The 17,119-nt window shown below is 65.7% G+C and carries 19 protein-coding genes; 12 read left to right on the plus strand and 7 right to left on the minus strand.

What is annotated here, in order from left to right:
• The first annotated feature begins 109 nt into the window (after positions 1–109).
• Positions 110–334, plus strand: a complete 225-nt coding sequence (locus BCO18175_RS22460; RefSeq protein ID WP_089446765.1) for a hypothetical protein — start codon at positions 110–112, stop codon at positions 332–334.
• Positions 335–360: 26 nt separating this feature from the next.
• On the opposite strand, the gene BCO18175_RS22465 is transcribed toward BCO18175_RS22460, so the two are convergent.
• Positions 361–942 (minus strand): undecaprenyl-diphosphatase, encoded by a 582-nt coding sequence (locus tag BCO18175_RS22465; protein ID WP_174984105.1) that lies wholly within the window; start codon positions 940–942, stop codon positions 361–363.
• A gap of 443 nt (positions 943–1,385) precedes the next feature.
• Between BCO18175_RS22465 and BCO18175_RS22470 the strand changes: the two genes are divergently transcribed.
• The 4 genes from BCO18175_RS22470 to BCO18175_RS22485 all read left to right on the plus strand — a co-directional run bounded on the left by BCO18175_RS22470 (position 1,386) and on the right by BCO18175_RS22485 (position 4,836).
• Positions 1,386–2,126: an acetoacetate decarboxylase gene (locus tag BCO18175_RS22470; RefSeq protein WP_021157498.1), complete on the plus strand. Its 741-nt coding sequence runs from the start codon at positions 1,386–1,388 to the stop codon at positions 2,124–2,126.
• Positions 2,127–2,178: 52 nt separating this feature from the next.
• Positions 2,179–2,964 carry a 3-hydroxybutyrate dehydrogenase gene (locus tag BCO18175_RS22475; protein WP_048021178.1) on the plus strand — a complete coding sequence of 262 codons (786 nt, stop codon included), beginning with the start codon at positions 2,179–2,181 and terminating at the stop codon, positions 2,962–2,964.
• Positions 2,965–3,093: 129 nt separating this feature from the next.
• Positions 3,094–4,311 carry a patatin-like phospholipase family protein gene (locus tag BCO18175_RS22480; RefSeq protein ID WP_174984107.1) on the plus strand — a complete coding sequence of 406 codons (1,218 nt, stop codon included), beginning with the start codon at positions 3,094–3,096 and terminating at the stop codon, positions 4,309–4,311.
• Positions 4,312–4,371: 60 nt separating this feature from the next.
• A complete protein-coding gene (locus BCO18175_RS22485; RefSeq protein ID WP_174974402.1) occupies positions 4,372–4,836 on the plus strand; it encodes a hypothetical protein in 465 nt (154 codons plus the stop codon).
• 73 nt (positions 4,837–4,909) lie between these two features.
• Here the strand turns inward: BCO18175_RS22485 and BCO18175_RS22490 are convergent, their stop codons facing one another.
• On the minus strand, positions 4,910–5,794 hold the full coding sequence (locus tag BCO18175_RS22490; protein WP_174984109.1) for a LysR family transcriptional regulator: 885 nt from the start codon (positions 5,792–5,794) through the stop codon (positions 4,910–4,912).
• A gap of 120 nt (positions 5,795–5,914) precedes the next feature.
• On the opposite strand from BCO18175_RS22490, the gene argC reads away from it, so the two are divergent.
• Positions 5,915–6,862 carry an N-acetyl-gamma-glutamyl-phosphate reductase gene (argC, locus tag BCO18175_RS22495; RefSeq protein ID WP_174984127.1) on the plus strand — a complete coding sequence of 316 codons (948 nt, stop codon included), beginning with the start codon at positions 5,915–5,917 and terminating at the stop codon, positions 6,860–6,862.
• A 159-nt stretch (positions 6,863–7,021) separates the two neighbouring features.
• On the opposite strand, the gene BCO18175_RS22500 is transcribed toward argC, so the two are convergent.
• Entirely contained in the window at positions 7,022–7,945 is a 924-nt protein-coding gene (locus BCO18175_RS22500) for a LysR substrate-binding domain-containing protein (RefSeq protein ID WP_174917972.1), read from the minus strand.
• 117 nt (positions 7,946–8,062) lie between these two features.
• On the opposite strand from BCO18175_RS22500, the gene BCO18175_RS22505 reads away from it, so the two are divergent.
• Positions 8,063–9,148, plus strand: a complete 1,086-nt coding sequence (locus tag BCO18175_RS22505; RefSeq protein ID WP_174984130.1) for a tartrate dehydrogenase — start codon at positions 8,063–8,065, stop codon at positions 9,146–9,148.
• A 504-nt stretch (positions 9,149–9,652) separates the two neighbouring features.
• On the opposite strand, the gene BCO18175_RS22510 is transcribed toward BCO18175_RS22505, so the two are convergent.
• A complete protein-coding gene (locus BCO18175_RS22510; protein WP_174917974.1) occupies positions 9,653–10,132 on the minus strand; it encodes a DUF1348 family protein in 480 nt (159 codons plus the stop codon).
• A gap of 63 nt (positions 10,133–10,195) precedes the next feature.
• A complete protein-coding gene (locus BCO18175_RS22515) occupies positions 10,196–10,801 on the minus strand; it encodes a TetR/AcrR family transcriptional regulator (protein ID WP_174984133.1) in 606 nt (201 codons plus the stop codon).
• 182 nt (positions 10,802–10,983) lie between these two features.
• On the opposite strand from BCO18175_RS22515, the gene BCO18175_RS22520 reads away from it, so the two are divergent.
• Positions 10,984–11,622, plus strand: coding sequence for a GNAT family N-acetyltransferase (locus BCO18175_RS22520; RefSeq protein WP_174917976.1), 639 nt, complete (start codon positions 10,984–10,986; stop codon positions 11,620–11,622).
• Entirely contained in the window at positions 11,619–12,035 is a 417-nt protein-coding gene (locus BCO18175_RS22525; RefSeq protein WP_174984136.1) for a hypothetical protein, read from the plus strand. Before BCO18175_RS22520 ends, BCO18175_RS22525 begins: the two co-directional genes overlap by 4 nt.
• A 395-nt stretch (positions 12,036–12,430) precedes the next feature.
• Here BCO18175_RS22525 and tdh read toward each other — a convergent pair whose 3' ends face one another.
• Both tdh and BCO18175_RS22535 read right to left on the minus strand, forming a co-directional pair.
• A complete protein-coding gene (gene tdh / locus BCO18175_RS22530) occupies positions 12,431–13,459 on the minus strand; it encodes an L-threonine 3-dehydrogenase (RefSeq protein WP_011356765.1) in 1,029 nt (342 codons plus the stop codon).
• A 13-nt stretch (positions 13,460–13,472) separates the two neighbouring features.
• Entirely contained in the window at positions 13,473–14,672 is a 1,200-nt protein-coding gene (locus tag BCO18175_RS22535; RefSeq protein WP_174984139.1) for a glycine C-acetyltransferase, read from the minus strand.
• A 161-nt stretch (positions 14,673–14,833) separates the two neighbouring features.
• Here BCO18175_RS22535 and BCO18175_RS22540 point away from each other — a divergent pair, with 161 nt between their 5' ends.
• From BCO18175_RS22540 to BCO18175_RS22550, 3 genes are all read left to right on the plus strand, one after another.
• Positions 14,834–15,445, plus strand: coding sequence for a helix-turn-helix domain-containing protein (locus BCO18175_RS22540; RefSeq protein ID WP_174917979.1), 612 nt, complete (start codon positions 14,834–14,836; stop codon positions 15,443–15,445).
• Between the two features lie 140 nt (positions 15,446–15,585).
• On the plus strand, positions 15,586–15,963 hold the full coding sequence (locus tag BCO18175_RS22545) for a DUF2471 family protein (protein WP_174917980.1): 378 nt from the start codon (positions 15,586–15,588) through the stop codon (positions 15,961–15,963).
• A 102-nt stretch (positions 15,964–16,065) separates the two neighbouring features.
• A complete protein-coding gene (locus BCO18175_RS22550; protein ID WP_174974387.1) occupies positions 16,066–17,085 on the plus strand; it encodes a tyrosine-type recombinase/integrase in 1,020 nt (339 codons plus the stop codon).
• Positions 17,086–17,119 lie beyond the last annotated feature (34 nt).

The following is a 17,119-nucleotide window of genomic DNA, read 5'->3' on the forward strand; positions in this document are numbered from 1 at the left end:
CGTCGGCGCACCAGCGGGCTTGGCACCGCTATCGCGGCTGGTATATATCTGTGTGTGCGACGCCGCTGTCGGGCGACAGCCGCCGCAGCCCGCCCAGGAGCGCCCGGTCATGACAAAAGAAAGCCACGCTTCGCCGTTCCTTCGCAACCTGAAGATCGCCGGCTATTGCGGCCTTGCCGCGGTAGTACTCGCACTGTTCGTCGCGATGTGCGCGATCCTGAAGGAAAGCGCACTCGACCGCGACGCCGCGCAACACCCGGCCGATACGCCGGAACTGCACGATGCGGGCGGCGGCCCGTCCGCATCGGCCGAATCGGCCAAGACACCCGGCTGACGGCGTCCTGCCCGATCTCCTGCCGCTTACGGCGCGTGCCGGCGGCCCATCACGACTGCATGCACCGAATCGCCGAGCCGTTCGAGCAGCGCGGTCGCGCGTTGCCCGTACAGGTGCGCGGCCAGCGCGCCGGCCGTGCCGACCAGCACGCCGCCCGCCATGTCGAACGGCCAGTGCACCCCCGCGTAGATACGTCCCCATGCAATCGCCACGGCCATCGCGGCCATCACGAACCCGGTGAGCCGGGTCGTGCCGCCGAGCATCAGCCCAGCTGCCATGCTCCACGCGAACGTCATGTGATCGCTCGGAAACGAGCTGTCCGGCGCGTGCGGGATCAGTTGCGTGCCGACGCCGGCCATGAACGGGCGCGGCGAAAACCAGAAATGTCCGATGACCTGCGCGAGCGCGAGCGCCACGCACACGCCGACGCCGGCTTCGATCGCCTGGCGCCGTGTCGGGCGCGCACCGAAGATCCAGGTCAGCAGCAGCATCAGGGGCAACGCATAGACGAGCCAGTCGGCGGCGAAGATGGCGAGGCGGGCAACGCCAGGCTGCGGCGCAACCCCGGCGTTGATGGCGGTAAAGAGGGTGAGATTGAGGGTCTGCATGAATCCGGTTGCGTGGGGCGTAAAAAGGCGGCCGGTTGCCCGGCCTGATACGAACGATGCTAGAGCGCACCCGCTTAAGCGATGCTTAATGCGGCGGCCGCGCGCGACGAAGCCCGCCGCGGCGAACGCACTTAGAGCCTGCACCGCAACACAAGTTCACACAATTGTCATATTCCCGCGCGACCGTCTCCCGTAAAGGCTCACCCACCATCCCGTAAAGACTCACCTTTTTCACATCGTGGCGTCATCGACGTGTGCAAACATCGGGACGCCGGGTGCCGACCATGCCGTTTGCGTCATTCATCTCAATATTTACGCTGCGAATGCTTCGAAATCGGCAACAATTAATTCCATATGCGGCATCGCACAACGGCAACGCACAGGCATAGGATTACGAGCTTACGAGCACTCATCCACGAAGCGATCAACAACAAGGAGTCCGCATGAAACCCAGCGATGTCCGATCGAAAGCGTTTGCGATGCCGTTGACCAGCCCTGCCTTCCCGATGGGCCCTTACCGTTTCGTCGATCGTGAGTTCCTGATCATCACGTATCGCACCGATCCGGACCGTCTCCGCGAAATCGTCCCCGAGCCGCTGCAGGTCACCGAGCCGCTCGTGCATTACGAATTCATCCGCATGGCCGATTCGACCGGCTTCGGCGACTACACCGAAAGCGGCCAGGTGATTCCCGTCGAATACAACGGCCAGCCGGGCGGCTACACGCTCGCGATGTATCTCGACGATCACCCGCCGATCGCCGGCGGCCGCGAGCTGTGGGGCTTCCCGAAGAAGCTCGCGTCGCCCACGCTGCACGTGAACACCGACCACCTCCTCGGCACGCTCGACTACGGCAAGGTGCGCGTCGCCACCGGCACGATGGGCTACAAGCACAAGGAACTCGACATCGACGAGCAGACCAAGCGTCTCGCCGGCCCGAACTTCCTGCTGAAGATCATCCCGCACGTCGACGGTACCGCGCGCGTCTGCGAACTGGTGCGCTACTACATGCAGGACATCAAGATGAAGGGCGCGTGGACGGGCCCCGCATCGCTCGAGCTGGCGCCGCACGCGCTCGCGCCGGTGGCCGACCTGCCGGTGCTCGAGATCGTCGAAGCCCGCCACATCGTCGCGGATTTGACACTCGGCCTCGGCGAAGTCGTCTACGATTACCTGGCTCAGTAACACGTCCGCAGTCCTTTCTCCCTGTCAATCCTTTCACCACGGGAATTCGAACATGAGCAACCTGAATGGCAAGACCGCAGTCGTCACGGGCGCCGCGAGCGGCATCGGCAAGGAAATCGCACTCGAGCTCGCGAAGGCCGGCGCGGCCGTCGCGATCGCCGACCTGAACCAGGACGGCGCAAACGCCGTTGCCGACGAGATCGTCAAGGCGGGCGGCAAGGCGATCGGCGTCGCGATGGATGTGACGAACGAGGAAGCCGTGAACAGCGGTATCGACAAGGTGGCCGAAACGTTCGGCTCGGTCGACATCCTCGTGTCGAACGCGGGCATCCAGATCGTCAACCCGATCGAGAACTACTCGTTCTCCGACTGGAAGAAGATGCAGGCGATCCACGTCGACGGCGCGTTCCTGACGACCAAGGCCGCGCTCAAGCACATGTACAAGGACGATCGCGGCGGTGTCGTGATCTACATGGGTTCGGTGCACTCGCACGAAGCGTCGCCGCTGAAGTCGGCCTATGTGACGGCCAAGCACGGCCTGCTCGGCCTGGCCCGCGTGCTGGCGAAGGAAGGCGCGAAGCACAACGTGCGCTCGCACGTCGTGTGTCCGGGCTTCGTGCGCACGCCGCTGGTCGACAAGCAGATTCCGGAGCAGGCGAAGGAGCTCGGGATCAGCGAAGAGGAAGTGGTGAAGAAGGTGATGCTCGGCAATACGGTCGACGGCGTGTTCACGACCGTTCAGGACGTCGCGCAAACGGTGCTGTTCCTGTCGGCCTTCCCGAGCGCCGCGCTCACGGGCCAGTCGTTCATCGTCAGCCACGGCTGGTTCATGCAGTAACGCCCCCGCCTCCTTGAAAGGAGGCGATTCCCGCATCACCGCCTATTCTCACTACTCACGATGGCGTGCCGTCCGTCGACGTCACGCCATCCATCTCCGCCATCGAAGGCGGGATTTCTCGGAGAACTGATGAAACCGCACGCCCGAACAGAAAAACAGGCCGTCGATGCGGCGGACCTGCATCACGAGGTCGGCGCACCGGCCGCCGCGCGCACGCTGCCGTACGAGACGATCGCGCTCGTGCTGCAAGGCGGCGGCGCGCTCGGCGCGTACCAGGCCGGCGTGTTCGAGGGGCTGCACGAGGCGGGTATTCCGCTCGACTGGATCGCGGGCATCTCGATCGGCGCGCTCAACACCGCGCTGATCGCGGGCAATGCGCCCGAGCATCGTGTCGAGCGGCTGCGCGAGTTCTGGGAAACGATCTGCAAGCCGGCGTTCTTCCCGACGGTTCCGGCCGCATTCGAATTCGCGCTGTTCAACAGCATCGACCAGATCCGCACGTTCTTCACCGCGTCGCAGGCCGCGAGCGCGATGATGCAGGGCCAGCAGGGATTCTTCGTGCCGCGCTTTCCGCCGCCCGTGCCGGGCGTGTCCGATCATCCGGAGAAGATCAGCTGGTACGACACGTCGCAACTGCGCGCGACGCTGCTGAAGCTGTGCGATTTCGACCGGATCAACTCGGGCGAGACGCGCGTGTCGGTCGGTGCGGTCAACGTCGGCACCGGCAACTTCGTGTACTTCGACAACACGCGCACCCGCCTCGCGCCCGAGCACTTCATGGCGTCCGGCGCGCTGCCGCCCGCGTTCCCGCCGGTCGAGATCGACGGCGAGTACTACTGGGACGGCGGCGTCGTGTCGAACACGCCGCTGATGGAAGTGCTGCGCGCCCGGCCGCGCCGCGACACGCTCGCGTTCCAGGTGGATCTGTGGAGTGCGCGCGGGCCGCTGCCGCGCTCGATGGCCGATGTCGCCGAACGCACGAAGGACGTGCAGTATTCGAGCCGCACGCGTTTCGTCACCGACACGCTGCAGCGCGAACAGCGCTACCGCAACGTGCTGCGCCACGTGCTCGACCAGGTGCCGGAAGAGCAGCGCAAGTCGGATCCGTGGTGCGTCGAGGCCGATGCGATGTCGTGCAGCAAGAAGTACAACATCCAGCACCTGATCTACCAGCAGAAGGCGTACGAGCATCACTACAAGGACTATCAGTTCGGTCTGTCGACGATGCGTGACCATTGGTCCGCGGGCCTCGACGACATCCGCAAGACGCTCGCAGTCAAGGACGGCCTCGCGCTGCCCAACAACGACTCGGGCTTCGTGACGCACGACATTCACCGCAAGCGGTAATGCCGTGCGCGACGGATCGGCGCGATGCATGCGCCGGTCCGTCCTCTTCTCCGACCAGACATGCCGATTTTCATTGCACTGTTCGCGCTCATCGCTGCCGGATGGGGCGCGGTTCACCTGTTTCACGTCATCGCCGCGCAGTTCGGCCAGCCGGTCGCGATTGCGGCCGCCGTGCTCGCCGCCGCGATCCTGATCGCGCTGGTCGCCTGGTGGATCAAGCGCCGCCGCGACATCGCACCGAATACGAAGGAAGACGGCTGGACCCACGTCGTGCATCGTGCGTGGGGCGAGCTGCGCGTGTCCGCGACGCAGGGGCTGCTGTGGCTGTCGCACGATGGCGCGGACGGCCGCTATACGCTGTCGCAGCTCGACGGCTGCCAGGCCGCGCCGATCGGCGGCCGCTGGCATCTCGTCGTGCGCGTGCGTGATGCCGTGCGCAGCGAATGGAAGCTGCCGATGATGGACAAGCGCGATGCGCAGCGTTGGGCACGCGTGCTGACGCTCGCGAAGGACAACCGGCTCTGAAACGGCGCGCGTCGGATGCGCCTGTGCGCCCGGCACGAACCGCCGCGCCGGCTATCCCGCATCATTCCACGCGCTATCGCGCCTTCAGCGCCCACAACGCATCGAGCACGTGCTGCGTGGCCCGCTCGACCGGCCCCGCCCGATGGGCGATACCCAGTTCACGCCACAGCGCCGGGCGCAGCGCCCGCATCACGATGCGTGCGTCGGGTAGCGGCGCACCCGCCTCGTGCGGCAGCAGCGTCGCGCCGTAACCAGCGGCGACCAGGCTCTTGATCGCATCGTTGTAGTTGAGTTCGATCCGCGGCTCCGGCCGGTGGCCGCCGAGCGCGAACCATTCCGTCGTGAGCCGCGACAGGCGGGTGGTCGCATCGTTGAGAATCAGCGGGCGGGCGGCCAGATAGCCGGGTGTCACGCGCGCCGGAAGCGGCCAGTCCGCCGGCAGAAACGCCATCACCGGATCGCGCCGCCACGCGCGGATCGACAGACCCGCGACCGCCGTCTGCGGCAGCGCCACCAGTCCGATATCGAGCGTGCCCTGCGCAATGCGCGCCAGCGTGTCGTGCGACGTGAGCACCGCAATCTGGACATCGATGTCCGGATGCTGCTCGCGCAACCGGGCCACCGCCTGCGGCAACAAGTGCGCGATCGCCCCGGTCGATGCGCCGAGGCGTACGCGCCCCGCCAACCCCTGCACCTGTCGCTGCACGTCGTCCAGCGTGGATTCGACCTCGGCCAGCAGGCGGCGCGCCCGCTCCACCAGCACTTCACCGATGGGCGACGGCCGCACGTTGCCACGCGTGCGGGACAGCAACGGCGCGCCGATGCGGCTTTCCAGTTCGGCAATGTGAAGACTGACGGTCGGCGGCGCGAGATGAAGCCATTGCGCCGCTGCGACAAAGGACCCTTGGTCCGCAATCGCGACCAGCGTGCGCAGGCGGTCCAGGCTGATCTCGCGCATTCCCCACCTCTCGTTCAAGAAAACTGAATCTGGCAGTCAGTAAATTCAACTTTTCCTATTCTAGGCGTTCGACGGACGATACGGCTTTCCCGACGACCGAACCGAAGGCACGCGACCACCATGAGCCAGCCCACTGTCTACATCGACGGCGATCAAGGCACGACCGGATTGCTGATCCACGAGCGCCTGCGCGGGCGCACCGACCTGCAGCTCGTCACGCTGCCGGATGCCGAGCGCAAGGATCCCGTGCGGCGCGCCGAAGCGATCAACGCAGCCGACATCGCGATCCTGTGCCTGCCGGATGCGGCCGCGCGCGAAGCGGTCGGCTTCATCCGGAATCCGGCGGTACGCGTGATCGACGCGAGTTCGGCCCATCGCACGCAGCCGGATTGGGTCTACGGCTTTCCCGAGATGGCCGACGGGCACGCGCAGACGATTGCGCACGCGCGGCGCGTCACCAATCCGGGCTGCTACCCGACCGGCGCGATCGCGCTGCTGCGCCCCCTGCAACAGGCAGGCTTGCTGCCGCGCGACTACCCGGTGAGCATCCATGCCGTCTCCGGATACTCGGGCGGCGGGCGCGCGGCGGTCGACGCATTCGAATCGGACGGCGCTTCGCACGCGAAACCGCTACAGGTCTACGGCCTCGCACTCGCGCACAAGCATGTGCCGGAGATCCAGCTGCATGCCGGTCTGGCGAACCGACCGATGTTCGTGCCGGCCTACGGTGCCTATCGGCAAGGCATCGTGCTCACCGTACCGATCGAGCTGCGCCTGCTTCCTGCCGGCGTGACCGGTGAGCAGCTGCATGCGTGTCTCGCGCACCATTACGCCGGCGCGCGCCACGTCGACGTCACGCCGCTCGCGGAAACACGCGCGATCACGCATCTCGATCCGCAAGCGCTGAACGGCACCAATGACTTGCGGCTCGGCGTGTTCGTCAATGCCGATCACGGCCAGGTGCTGCTGTCCGCCGTGTTCGACAATCTCGGCAAAGGGGCATCCGGAGCAGCCGTGCAGAATCTCGACCTGATGCTCGGCGCGGCAAGCGCGGCGAAAGCGGCGTAATCCGCGGGCGGGCACCCTCATCGGCCGGCCCGGCACATCGCGGCCGCGATGCGTTGGTGTCCGTTGGATGCTACCGACTCGCGATGCGGTTGCGAGCCGGAAACGGGGGCCTGCCGATGTTCCGCACAGGCCCCCGTAAAAGCTCACCTTAAGCCGGTTTCAGGCTGTTTCGTCACCCGCCGCGGCATTCAAACCGGCCAGCGTCTCCACCAGAAAATCCACGCATACGCGCACTTTCGCCGACGCCGCGACGCGCTCCGGATAGACGGCCCAGATGTTCGCGGGCTGGATGGCATCCGGCAGCACGCGGCACAGTGCGCCGCGCTCGATCAGCGGCGCGGCTTCCCAGATCGAGCGCAACACGATTCCGCGCCCGGCCAGTGCCCATTGCACGGCCACTTCGCCATGGTTCGTCGACAGCGCGCCGCCGACCTTCACCGTTGCCGTTTCGCCGCGCACGTTCAGCCGCCACACGCCGAACGGGTGATCGCGCTCCTTGATGGCCAGACAGTCGTGCGACGCGAGATCCGCGAGCGAGCGCGGCGTACCGCGCCGTGCGAGATAGTCGGGCGATGCGCACAGCACGCGGTAGTTCGCGGCGAGGCGGCGCGCGATCAGGTGATCGGCGATCTCGTCGCCGATGCGCACGTCGAGGTCGTAGCCTTCGCCCGCGACATCGACGAGCCGGTCGAACAGGTCGAGCCGTACGTTCAGCTGCGGAAAGCGCGCGGTGAAGTCGAGCAGCGCCGGCGCGACGATGTGCCGGCCGAAGCCGAAGCTGCTCGAAATGCGCAGCGTGCCGCGCGGCACCGTGCGCGTCGTCGACACGTCCTCGACGAGATGATCGACGTCGTCGAGGATCTTCTCGGCGCGCGCGTACACGCGTTCGCCGGCTTCCGTGACCGTGACGCGGCGCGTCGAGCGATGCAGCAGGCGCGTGCCGAGCTGCGCCTCGAGCAACGCGATGCGCTTGCTGACATAGGCGGGCGATACCGCGAGCTGCTCGGCAGCCGCGCTGAAGCTGGTCAGGCGGACGACCAGGCTGAACACGCGCAGGTCGTCGAGATTCGGCGATTTGTTCACGATTCGTGGAAAGTCGATTAACCTTTCGCGCGATTTTAATCCAGATGGAAATAAATAGAATGGTGTGACGCGCCGCTACCGCCCCGGGCAGCAGGCCGCCCAGCCAAGGAGATTTGCATGACCGACAGGACTTACAAGATTGCCGTGATCCCCGGCGACGGCATCGGCCGTGAAGTGATGCCCGAGGGCCTGCGCGCACTCGACGCCGTGACCGCGCGCTTCGGCGTCCGCTTCGACTTCGTCGAGATCGACTGGGCGAGCTGCGACTACTACGCGCAGCACGGCAAGATGATGCCGGACGACTGGAAAGCGCAGTTGTCGGGCATGGACGCGATCCTGTTCGGCGCGGTCGGCTGGCCCGCGACGGTGCCCGATCACATTTCGCTGTGGGGCTCGCTGCTGAAGTTCCGCCGCGAGTTCGACCAGTACATCAACCTGCGGCCCGCACGCCTGTTCGACGGCGTGCCGTCGCCGCTCGCCGGCCGCCGCGCGGGCGACATCGACTTCATGATCGTGCGCGAGAACACCGAGGGCGAATATTCGTCGGTTGGCGGCACGATGTTCGAAGGCACCGATCGCGAGATCGTGATGCAGCAGTCGATCTTCACGCGCCACGGCACCGAGCGCGTGCTGAAGTTCGCGTTCGACCTCGCGCAGCGGCGCGCGAAGCGCCTCACCGTCGCGACGAAGAGCAACGGCATCGCGATCAGCATGCCGTGGTGGGACGCGCGCGCGGCAGAGATGGCCGAGCGCTATCCCGACATCGCCGTCGACAAGCAGCACATCGACATCCTGTGTGCGCGCTTCGTGCTGCAGCCGGACCGCTTCGACGTCGTCGTCGCATCGAACCTGTTCGGCGACATCCTGTCGGACCTCGGTCCGGCCTGTACGGGCACGATCGGGATCGCGCCGTCGGCGAACCTGAACCCCGACCGCAAGTTTCCGTCGCTGTTCGAACCCGTGCACGGCTCCGCGCCAGACATCGCGGGGCAGTACATCGCGAACCCGGTCGCGATGATCTGGTCGGCGGCCTTGATGCTCGACTTCCTCGGCAACGGCACGGGCCGCGAACGCGAAGCGCACGACGCGATCATCGCCGCGATCGAGGACGTGCTGCGCACGGGGCCGCATACGCGCGATCTCGGCGGCAATGCGGGCACGCAGGAAGTGGGCGAAGCGATCGCCGCGCGAATCGCGGGCTGATGATCACGCCCGGCGCGTTCGCACGCGCCGGGCAGCGACTGCGCGAATCGACGTGCGGTGAGCGGCATGCGGTGAGCAACACGCAATGCGTTTGCACACTCGTGCGAATTCCGATGCCTGCACGGTGAAGTCGAGCGGTGAACAACATCGCACCGCAACGCACACGGCTCGCATTATCCGTCGTCGACGCCGACACGATCGGTGAGTTGCACATCGTACGCATGCACACCGATCGTCAATTCACTGCCGGCCCTGTGCGATCGGTGAGATGCATCATGCGGTGAAGCACACCGTTGCATGCCGATACGCGTATCACGCGATCCCGACGTGTGCGGCCTGTCCGCTTTGCCCGGCACGATGCCGCGTCGAACGGCTCGAAGCACACAGTCCGACGCGACATTTCACCTCGTCCCGAAAAATCTCACCTTCAGGCATCGACTCCCGAATTTCCTCACCGTTGAAGCCCGGTGACTTGTTCGTCGATCCGTCGAGTCGACGCGCGCGTCACAGCCCGAGGTCGGACAGCCCCGGATGATCGTCCGGACGACGGCCGAGCGGCCAGTGATAGAGGCGGTCCTGCTCGCGAATCGGCAGATCGTTGATGCACGCGTGACGATGCGCCATCAGGCCGTTTTCGTCGAACTCCCAGTTCTCGTTGCCGTACGAGCGGAACCAGTTGCCGGCGTCGTCATGCCATTCGTATGCGAAGCGCACCGCGATGCGGTTGCCGTCGAATGCCCACAGCTCCTTGATCAGCCGATAGTCGAGTTCGCGCGCCCACTTGCGCTGCAGCAGCCCGACGATCTCGTCGCGGCCGGTCACGAATTCCGCACGGTTGCGCCATTGGCTTTGCGGCGTATAAGCGAGCGACACGCGCTGCGGGTCGCGCGTGTTCCACCCGTCCTCGGCGGCGCGCACCTTCTGGCGCGCCGTTTCGAGCGTGAAGGGCGGAACGGGCGGACGGACTTCGGGGGATGCGGACATGGGTTGCTCCTGTTCAGGTTGTGGCCACGGACGACCGCGGCCGGTTCGGATTCGCTGCATCGACTACCGCGATACCGCGTCGAGCAGCAGTTCAGCCGTTGCGCGCGCATCGCGCGCAGCGTTTGCATCGCCGGTCACGAGCGCCACGCCGATCGCACCGTCGATCAGCACGAGCCACTGGCGCGCCAGGCGCGCGAGCCCGCGGCGCTCGATTCCCGCTTCGTCGGCATACGCATCGAAGCACTCACGCACGAATGCCAGCAGGCGTGCCTTGTGCGCACGTGCGACGACGCGCACGGGATCGTCAGCATCGGGAATCTCGCCCGATGCGTTCAGGAACGCGCAACCATGGAAATCGGGCTGCCCGAACCAGTCGCGCAGCACGTCGAACATGCCGAGCAACTGCATGCGCGGCGCCTTGCCGCGCGCCAGCGTTGCATCGACGAACCAGCGCATCCAGCGCTCGTCGCGACGTTCGAGCGCGGCCACGACCAGCGCCTCCTTCGATTCGAAATGCGAATAAAAGCTCTTTCGTGCCGCGCCGGATCGCTTGACGATCGCGTCGACGCCGGTTGCATGGATGCCGCCGGAATAGATCAGCGCTTCGGCTGCATCGAGCAGCCGGTCGCGAACGCCCGGTTCGCCGGAGGGGTCGTGATGTGTGTTCATGGGTTTACGGTAGAACGATCGTTCTCCATCGTCAACACCCGCGTGAAAAGGCCCTGTCGACGAGAGGGCTGAATCGCGGCGCGGCCGCACAGTGCGGCCCGCCGCGTTTACGACATTTTTTCTTGAAGCGGACGTGCGACGCTCACTACACTTCGGTCACCCTGTCTGGGCGAAAGGACATCATGCAGCGACCGGAATCCGCGCGCCCCGCGCGCGCCTATGCGGCTTATGCCAAGCGGCTCGACGGCCGCGTCGTCGTGCGGCGCTTCGACCCGCGCAACGATTCGTACGACACGTTGACCGCGCTGCTGCATCGCGCCTTCGCACCGCTCGGCGCGTTGGGCTTCAACTGCCCGGGCGTCGATCAGCCGGCCTCGGCGACGCGCGAACGCGTGCTCACCGGCGAGTGCTTCGTCGCGCTCGGCAACGCACATCTGGTCGCGACGATGACGATGCGTTCGCACGATCCCGATTCCCGCTGCGATCCGTACCGCAGCCGGCACGTCGCGACGCTCGGCCAACTGGCCGTCGATCCCGTCTGGCAGGATCGCGGCATCGGCCGTTCGCTGCTCGCGTTCGCCCAGCGGCGGGCCGCCGCGCGTGGCGCGACGCACCTCGCACTCGACGCACCGTACGCGGCCATCCGGCTCATCGATTTCTATCGCCGCGAAGGATTCCAACCGGTCGACGTGATGCGCTTTCCGGGACACAACTACGACAGCACGATCCTGTGCAAATCCGTCAGTGTCGCGAGCGGCCGCATCGTTGCCGGCGATACGACGCAGATCGACGTCGCGCGGCACATCGGCGCAGCATCATGAAACAAGATGTGCCGAAGCGCGAAGGCGGCGACGATCGCACGCAACTTTCCGTCCGGCAGGCACGCGTGCGTGCGGCACGGCGGCTGCGCGGCGTGTTGAAGCTGACGATCCTCACGATCGCGGTCGCGCAAGCGCTGGCGTTCGCGTTCGAAAACCTGCTGGTGTTGGCCGGCTTCGCGCCCGATGCCGCGACGGTGCTGCTGTTCCGCTTCGTGACGTGCGCGCTCGTCAGCTTCTGGCTGCAGGCAGATGCGTTGCGCGCGTATCAATATGCGGCGCAACACGGGTTCGTCACCGTTCCCGGCACGCACGGCGATCCGGTCGACGTGGCGCCGCAGTGTCCGAAGCGCTGGCTCGTCGTGTTGAGTCTTCAACTCGACCCGCGAGGGTTGAACGGTGAACGGATCAAGTAGCGGTCTGCGCACCGATCGAAGTCGATCGATGTCGATCGCCTCGCACATGAGTGAGTCGCCACGACGTGTGCGCACTCACGGTTGATGCCACGGTTCGGCACGGCATCGCATGACGTGCGTAGCGAACGATCACGCGGCAAGCCAAGAGGGAAGTGCGCGGTAGAGGGGAAGCAGGTGCCGAGCGGCGTGATGGCGGGAAGCGAGGCGGCTGACGACAGGTGAAGTGAACGTGCGACGGCAGGTCACCGATGTGCGATCGTGTCGCGATTCGGCGCGCAAACACAGCTCCCGAATAATCTCACCTTGAGCCCGGATTCGTGCGTTTCGGCCTCGAAAACGCAGACGTAAACAAGAACGGGGCAGCCGGCGAAAGCGCCGCGCTGCCCCTGCGGCACTCAGGCCGTCCAGTCGAGAATCACCTTGCCGCTTTCACCAGACAACATCGCGGCGAAGCCTTTCTCGTAATCGTCGGCCGCAAAGCGATGGGTGATGATCGGCGACAGGTCGAGGCCGCTCTGCAGCATCGCGACCATCTTGTACCAGGTCTCGAACATCTCGCGACCGTAGATGCCCTTGATCTCGAGCCCCTTGAAGATCACCTGGTTCCAGTCGATCGCCGTCTGCGCAGGCGGGATACCGAGCAGCGCGACCTTGCCACCGTGGTTCATTGCCTCGAGCATGCTCGTGAACGCGCTCGGCACGCCCGACATTTCGAGGCCGACGTCGAAGCCTTCGGTCATGTGCAGGTCGGACATCACGTCGCGCAGCGACTCGCGCGCGACGTTGACCGCGCGCGTCGCACCCATCTTGCGTGCGAGTTCCAGCCGGTAGTCGTTGATGTCGGTGATGACGACGTTGCGCGCCCCGACATGCTTCGCAATCGCGACGGCCATGATGCCGATCGGGCCCGCGCCGGTGATCAGCACGTCTTCGCCGACGAGGTTGAACGACAGCGCCGTGTGCGTCGCGTTGCCGAACGGATCGAAGATCGACGCGAGATCGTCGGAGATCTCCGGCGGGATCTTGAACGCGTTGAATGCCGGAATCGCCAGATACTCGGCGAACGCGCCTTCGCGGTTCACGCCGACGCCGACCGTGTTGCGGCACAGATGCCGGCGCCCCGCTCGACAGTTGCGGCAGAAACCGCACGTGATGTGACCTTCGCCGGACACGCGATCGCCGATCGCGAAGCCGCGTACTTCCTGCCCCATTTCGACGATCTCGCCGACATATTCATGGCCGACGTGCATCGGCACGGGAATCGTCTTCTGCGCCCAGTCGTCCCACTTCCAGATATGGATGTCGGTGCCGCAGATCGCCGTGCGGCGGATCTTGATCAGCACGTCGTTGTGGCCGACTTCGGGGCGCTTCACGCGCGTGAGCGTGAGGCCGGGACCGCGTTCGAGCTTTGCCAGTGCTTTCATGATCGCGCCTCCGTCAGATGATGCCGAGCGACTTGCCGACGCGCACGAACGCGGCGACCGTCTGGTCGATCTGTTCAGGCGTATGCGCGGCACTCATCTGCGTACGGATGCGCGCGCGGCCGCGCGGCACGACGGGAAACGAGAAGCCGATCACGTAGACGCCTTCGTCGAGCAGCTTGTCGGCCATGTTCGTCGCGAGCTGCGCGTCGCCGAGCATCACCGGGATGATCGGATGCGCACCCGGCACGAGCGTGAAGCCGGCTTCGGTCATCTGCTTGCGGAATCGCGCGCCGTTTTCGCGCACACGCTCGCGCAGCTTCGCGCCTTCGTCGCTGCCGAGCAGCTCCAGCACCTTCAGCGATGCCGCGGCGATGCTCGGCGTGAGCGTGTTCGAGAACAGATACGGGCGCGAGCGCTGGCGCAGCAGCTCGATGACCTCGCGACGCGCGGCGACATAGCCGCCCGATGCGCCGCCGAGCGCCTTGCCGAGCGTGCCCGTGATGATGTCGACGCGGCCTTCGACGCCACAGTGCTCGGGCGTGCCGCGGCCGTGCGTGCCGATGAAGCCGACGGCGTGCGAATCGTCGACCATCACGATCGCGCCGTAGCGGTCGGCGACATCGCAGATGCCTTTGAGGTCGGCGATGATGCCGTCCATCGAGAACACGCCGTCGGTCGCGATCAGCTTGTGGCGCGCGCCGGCAGCATCGGCTTCCTTGAGCTTCGCTTCGAGGTCGGCCAGGTCGTTGTTCTTGTAGCGGAAACGCTTCGCCTTGCAGAGGCGAACGCCGTCGATGATGCTCGCGTGGTTCAGCTCGTCGCTGATCACCGCGTCGTTCTCGTCCAGCAGTGTCTCGAACAGCCCGCCGTTCGCGTCGAAGCAGCTCGAATAGAGGATGCTGTCGTCGGTGCCAAGAAATGCGGCCAGCGCGCTTTCCAGTTGCTTGTGCACGGTTTGCGTGCCGCAGATGAAGCGTACCGATGCCATGCCGAAGCCGTCCTGGTCGAGACCGGCCTTCGCCGCATCGATCAGGCGCAAATCGTTCGCCAGACCCAGATAGTTGTTCGCGCAGAAATTGAGCACGCCGGCACCGCCGGCGAGCCGCACGTCCGCCGCCTGGGGACTCGCGATCTCGCGCTCGGTCTTGTAAAAACCGTCCGCGCGGATCTGGTCCAGCGTCCCGCGCACCTGGGCGAGAAAGGCATCACGCATCGCAAAGCTCCTGACAGGGTTTCGCATTCCGCAACGCGCCACTCGTGGCGGCGGCGCAACGGCCTGCTACTGTTATAGTCGGTCGTTCGGTTGACCGCATTTATCCGATATTCCGAACTAGAATTCGAAATATCGAACAACTCTAAGCGAACGGAATCCAAATGGCAAGTTCCTCCGGTTCGCGGCGCACGCCTGCCAGCGCCGCACCGCAACCGCCAGCCGCAACGCCGCCGCGTGTCGGCGAGCAGATCCAGCGGCTGCGCACCGAACGCAAGCTGACGCTCGACGACCTGTCGCGCGCGGCGGGCGTATCGAAATCGATGCTCTCCGAGATCGAACGCGACAAGGCCAACCCGACGATCGCCGTTGCGTGGCGGCTGACGAACGCGCTCGGCATCACGCTCGACGAGCTGTTCTCGCAGCCGAAAGCACCCGAGACCATTCGCGTAGACGGCCCGCACGACATCCCGACGCTCGCCGGCCACGACGGCCGGTACCAGTTGCGCGTGTGGGGCCCGATCGACCTCGCCGGCAAGTTCGAGTGGTACGAGCTGACGCTGCCGGGCGGCGGCGCACTGATATCGAACGCACACGAGCCCGGCACGCGCGAGCACCTCACCGTGCTGCAGGGCGCGATGGAAATCGAAGCCGCGGCGGCCAGCCGGCGCCTGAAGGTGGGCGACACCGCGCGCTACCCGGCCGACGAGCCGCACGCTATCCGCAATCCCGGCAAGGCCGAGGCGCGGGCACTGCTGATCGTGATACACCGCTGACGGCGCGGATAGCTGACCAAAAGGCCGATTGCAGGCTGGTTGCGGAAAACACTGTATGTTTGTACAGTATACGGACATTCCGCCATGCATGGGCCGGAGCCGGCGCACCGAGGCGCCCGCCCGGTCGACAGGAGCCTGCAATGACAGAAGAACAAGATTTGGCCGCGCTCAGCTTCAAGGCTGCCGCGCACGACCTCGAGCTGATCGTCCGGCATATTGCCGGGCGCTACATCCACCAGCGTGTCCCGCTGACGTGGCGCCTACTGCACGCCATCGAAGCCGAGGCGCTCGCCGATCTCGGCTTTGCCAGCCGGCACGACGCCGGCATGCGTCAATTGTTCGAACGGCCGTCGGACATGACGTTTCCCGAAACGGACGATCCGATCGACTTCGGGCGCTCGAATGCGCTGCCCGCCGCTTTTTCGTTCGCGGTTCTCGCGTACGAAGCGGCGTCGACGTCGCACGACACCGCGCCTCGCGAGCGTGTTCACCGCCCGTCCAAGGCGTGGGGTGACTGACTGCCCACCCGGGCTGCCGCGCATGGCGGCCTTGTCCAGCCTCTTGCTGCCCGAGACGTTGCGGAAAGGGCTACCATATACGCAACTAACGGAATAAATCACATGTCCCTTCCCGCCTCTCCCGACACCCCAGCACGCCCGGAAGAAACGGATCTGTTCGACCGCGGCGCATCCGACTGGATCGTCTCGCCCGAAGCCGCATTCGATGCGTGGCTCGCCATGCAGGACTATCGCCGCTCGTCGGCCGACGTCTATCGCGCGCAATGGGGCGCGTTTCTCACATGGATGCGTGCACACCAGAAGAATCTGGCAACGGTCGATACCGCAACCATCGCGAATTTCGTCGGCGAACTGCCGATCCGGAAAACCCAGCGAATGCGCTATTTGCGGCTGATCGAGCGCGTGCTCGACCACATCCGGCGCACCGAGTACGCATCGACCAACCCGGCCCGTTTCATTGCTCAGGATGGCGAAGCGAACTGGCGCAAAGCGCGCGACAACGAACCTACCGGTTTCCTCACGCCGGCCGAGCGCGCGACGTTGCTCGCGTACCTGTTTTCACCGATCGGCGTATCCGGTTCCGCGTACTGGAAAGAGCGGCGCGACCGCGCGCTCGTCGCCGTATTTCTCGGTGCCGGCATTAAAACCGGCGAAGCGCGCGCACTCACGATTAGTTGCATCAATACGAGTGGAACGTCGCTGCAGATCGAGTCGACACATCCGGATTTCGCGCGCGAAACCCATCTGGCATCGTTCGCGATCGCCCTGCTCGAAGCCTGGCTCACCGAGCGCAAGCGCCAGGACATTCCGGGGGAACTCGTGTTTCCGGCGTCCCACGCCGGGCGTCCGATGCACAAGGCGACGATGCTGCGCGCGATCGACGCGATCGTCGAATCCGCCGGGCTCACGTCGTCGCGCACCGCGCGCGCGAGCCCGCAAACGCTGCGCAATACCTACGCGGCCGAACTGTTCGAACACGACGTGCCGCCCGAACGCGTCGGCAAATGGCTGGGCTTCATGCGGCCGATCTCGTCGAACCGCCTGCATCGCGCGTGGAAGAACTGGCGCGATGGTCTGGCCGGCAGCAACGGTGAAGCGTCCGACAGCGACGAAACTCACTGATCGCCAAACGGCTGCTCACGCGAAATGATCCGTG

Origin of the sequence: Burkholderia lata, assembly GCF_902499335.1 — a bacterium.
GTDB lineage: Bacteria > Pseudomonadota > Gammaproteobacteria > Burkholderiales > Burkholderiaceae > Burkholderia > Burkholderia lata_B.

What these genes read in the sequence shown, in the direction of transcription:
- BCO18175_RS22520 (WP_174917976.1), top strand. Translation starts at nt 10,984, where the DNA reads ATGCAGCGACCGGAATCCGCGCGCCCCGCGCGCGCCTATGCGGCTTAT.
- BCO18175_RS22510 (WP_174917974.1), bottom strand. Translation starts at nt 10,132, where the DNA reads ATGTCCGCATCCCCCGAAGTCCGTCCGCCCGTTCCGCCCTTCACGCTC.
- BCO18175_RS22540 (WP_174917979.1), top strand. Translation starts at nt 14,834, where the DNA reads ATGGCAAGTTCCTCCGGTTCGCGGCGCACGCCTGCCAGCGCCGCACCG.
- BCO18175_RS22480 (WP_174984107.1), top strand. Translation starts at nt 3,094, where the DNA reads ATGAAACCGCACGCCCGAACAGAAAAACAGGCCGTCGATGCGGCGGAC.
- tdh (WP_011356765.1), bottom strand. Translation starts at nt 13,459, where the DNA reads ATGAAAGCACTGGCAAAGCTCGAACGCGGTCCCGGCCTCACGCTCACG.
- BCO18175_RS22515 (WP_174984133.1), bottom strand. Translation starts at nt 10,801, where the DNA reads ATGAACACACATCACGACCCCTCCGGCGAACCGGGCGTTCGCGACCGG.
- BCO18175_RS22490 (WP_174984109.1), bottom strand. Translation starts at nt 5,794, where the DNA reads ATGCGCGAGATCAGCCTGGACCGCCTGCGCACGCTGGTCGCGATTGCG.
- argC (WP_174984127.1), top strand. Translation starts at nt 5,915, where the DNA reads ATGAGCCAGCCCACTGTCTACATCGACGGCGATCAAGGCACGACCGGA.
- BCO18175_RS22545 (WP_174917980.1), top strand. Translation starts at nt 15,586, where the DNA reads ATGACAGAAGAACAAGATTTGGCCGCGCTCAGCTTCAAGGCTGCCGCG.
- BCO18175_RS22460 (WP_089446765.1), top strand. Translation starts at nt 110, where the DNA reads ATGACAAAAGAAAGCCACGCTTCGCCGTTCCTTCGCAACCTGAAGATC.
- BCO18175_RS22470 (WP_021157498.1), top strand. Translation starts at nt 1,386, where the DNA reads ATGAAACCCAGCGATGTCCGATCGAAAGCGTTTGCGATGCCGTTGACC.
- BCO18175_RS22485 (WP_174974402.1), top strand. Translation starts at nt 4,372, where the DNA reads ATGCCGATTTTCATTGCACTGTTCGCGCTCATCGCTGCCGGATGGGGC.
- BCO18175_RS22465 (WP_174984105.1), bottom strand. Translation starts at nt 942, where the DNA reads ATGCAGACCCTCAATCTCACCCTCTTTACCGCCATCAACGCCGGGGTT.
- BCO18175_RS22475 (WP_048021178.1), top strand. Translation starts at nt 2,179, where the DNA reads ATGAGCAACCTGAATGGCAAGACCGCAGTCGTCACGGGCGCCGCGAGC.
- BCO18175_RS22525 (WP_174984136.1), top strand. Translation starts at nt 11,619, where the DNA reads ATGAAACAAGATGTGCCGAAGCGCGAAGGCGGCGACGATCGCACGCAA.
- BCO18175_RS22505 (WP_174984130.1), top strand. Translation starts at nt 8,063, where the DNA reads ATGACCGACAGGACTTACAAGATTGCCGTGATCCCCGGCGACGGCATC.
- BCO18175_RS22550 (WP_174974387.1), top strand. Translation starts at nt 16,066, where the DNA reads ATGTCCCTTCCCGCCTCTCCCGACACCCCAGCACGCCCGGAAGAAACG.
- BCO18175_RS22535 (WP_174984139.1), bottom strand. Translation starts at nt 14,672, where the DNA reads ATGCGTGATGCCTTTCTCGCCCAGGTGCGCGGGACGCTGGACCAGATC.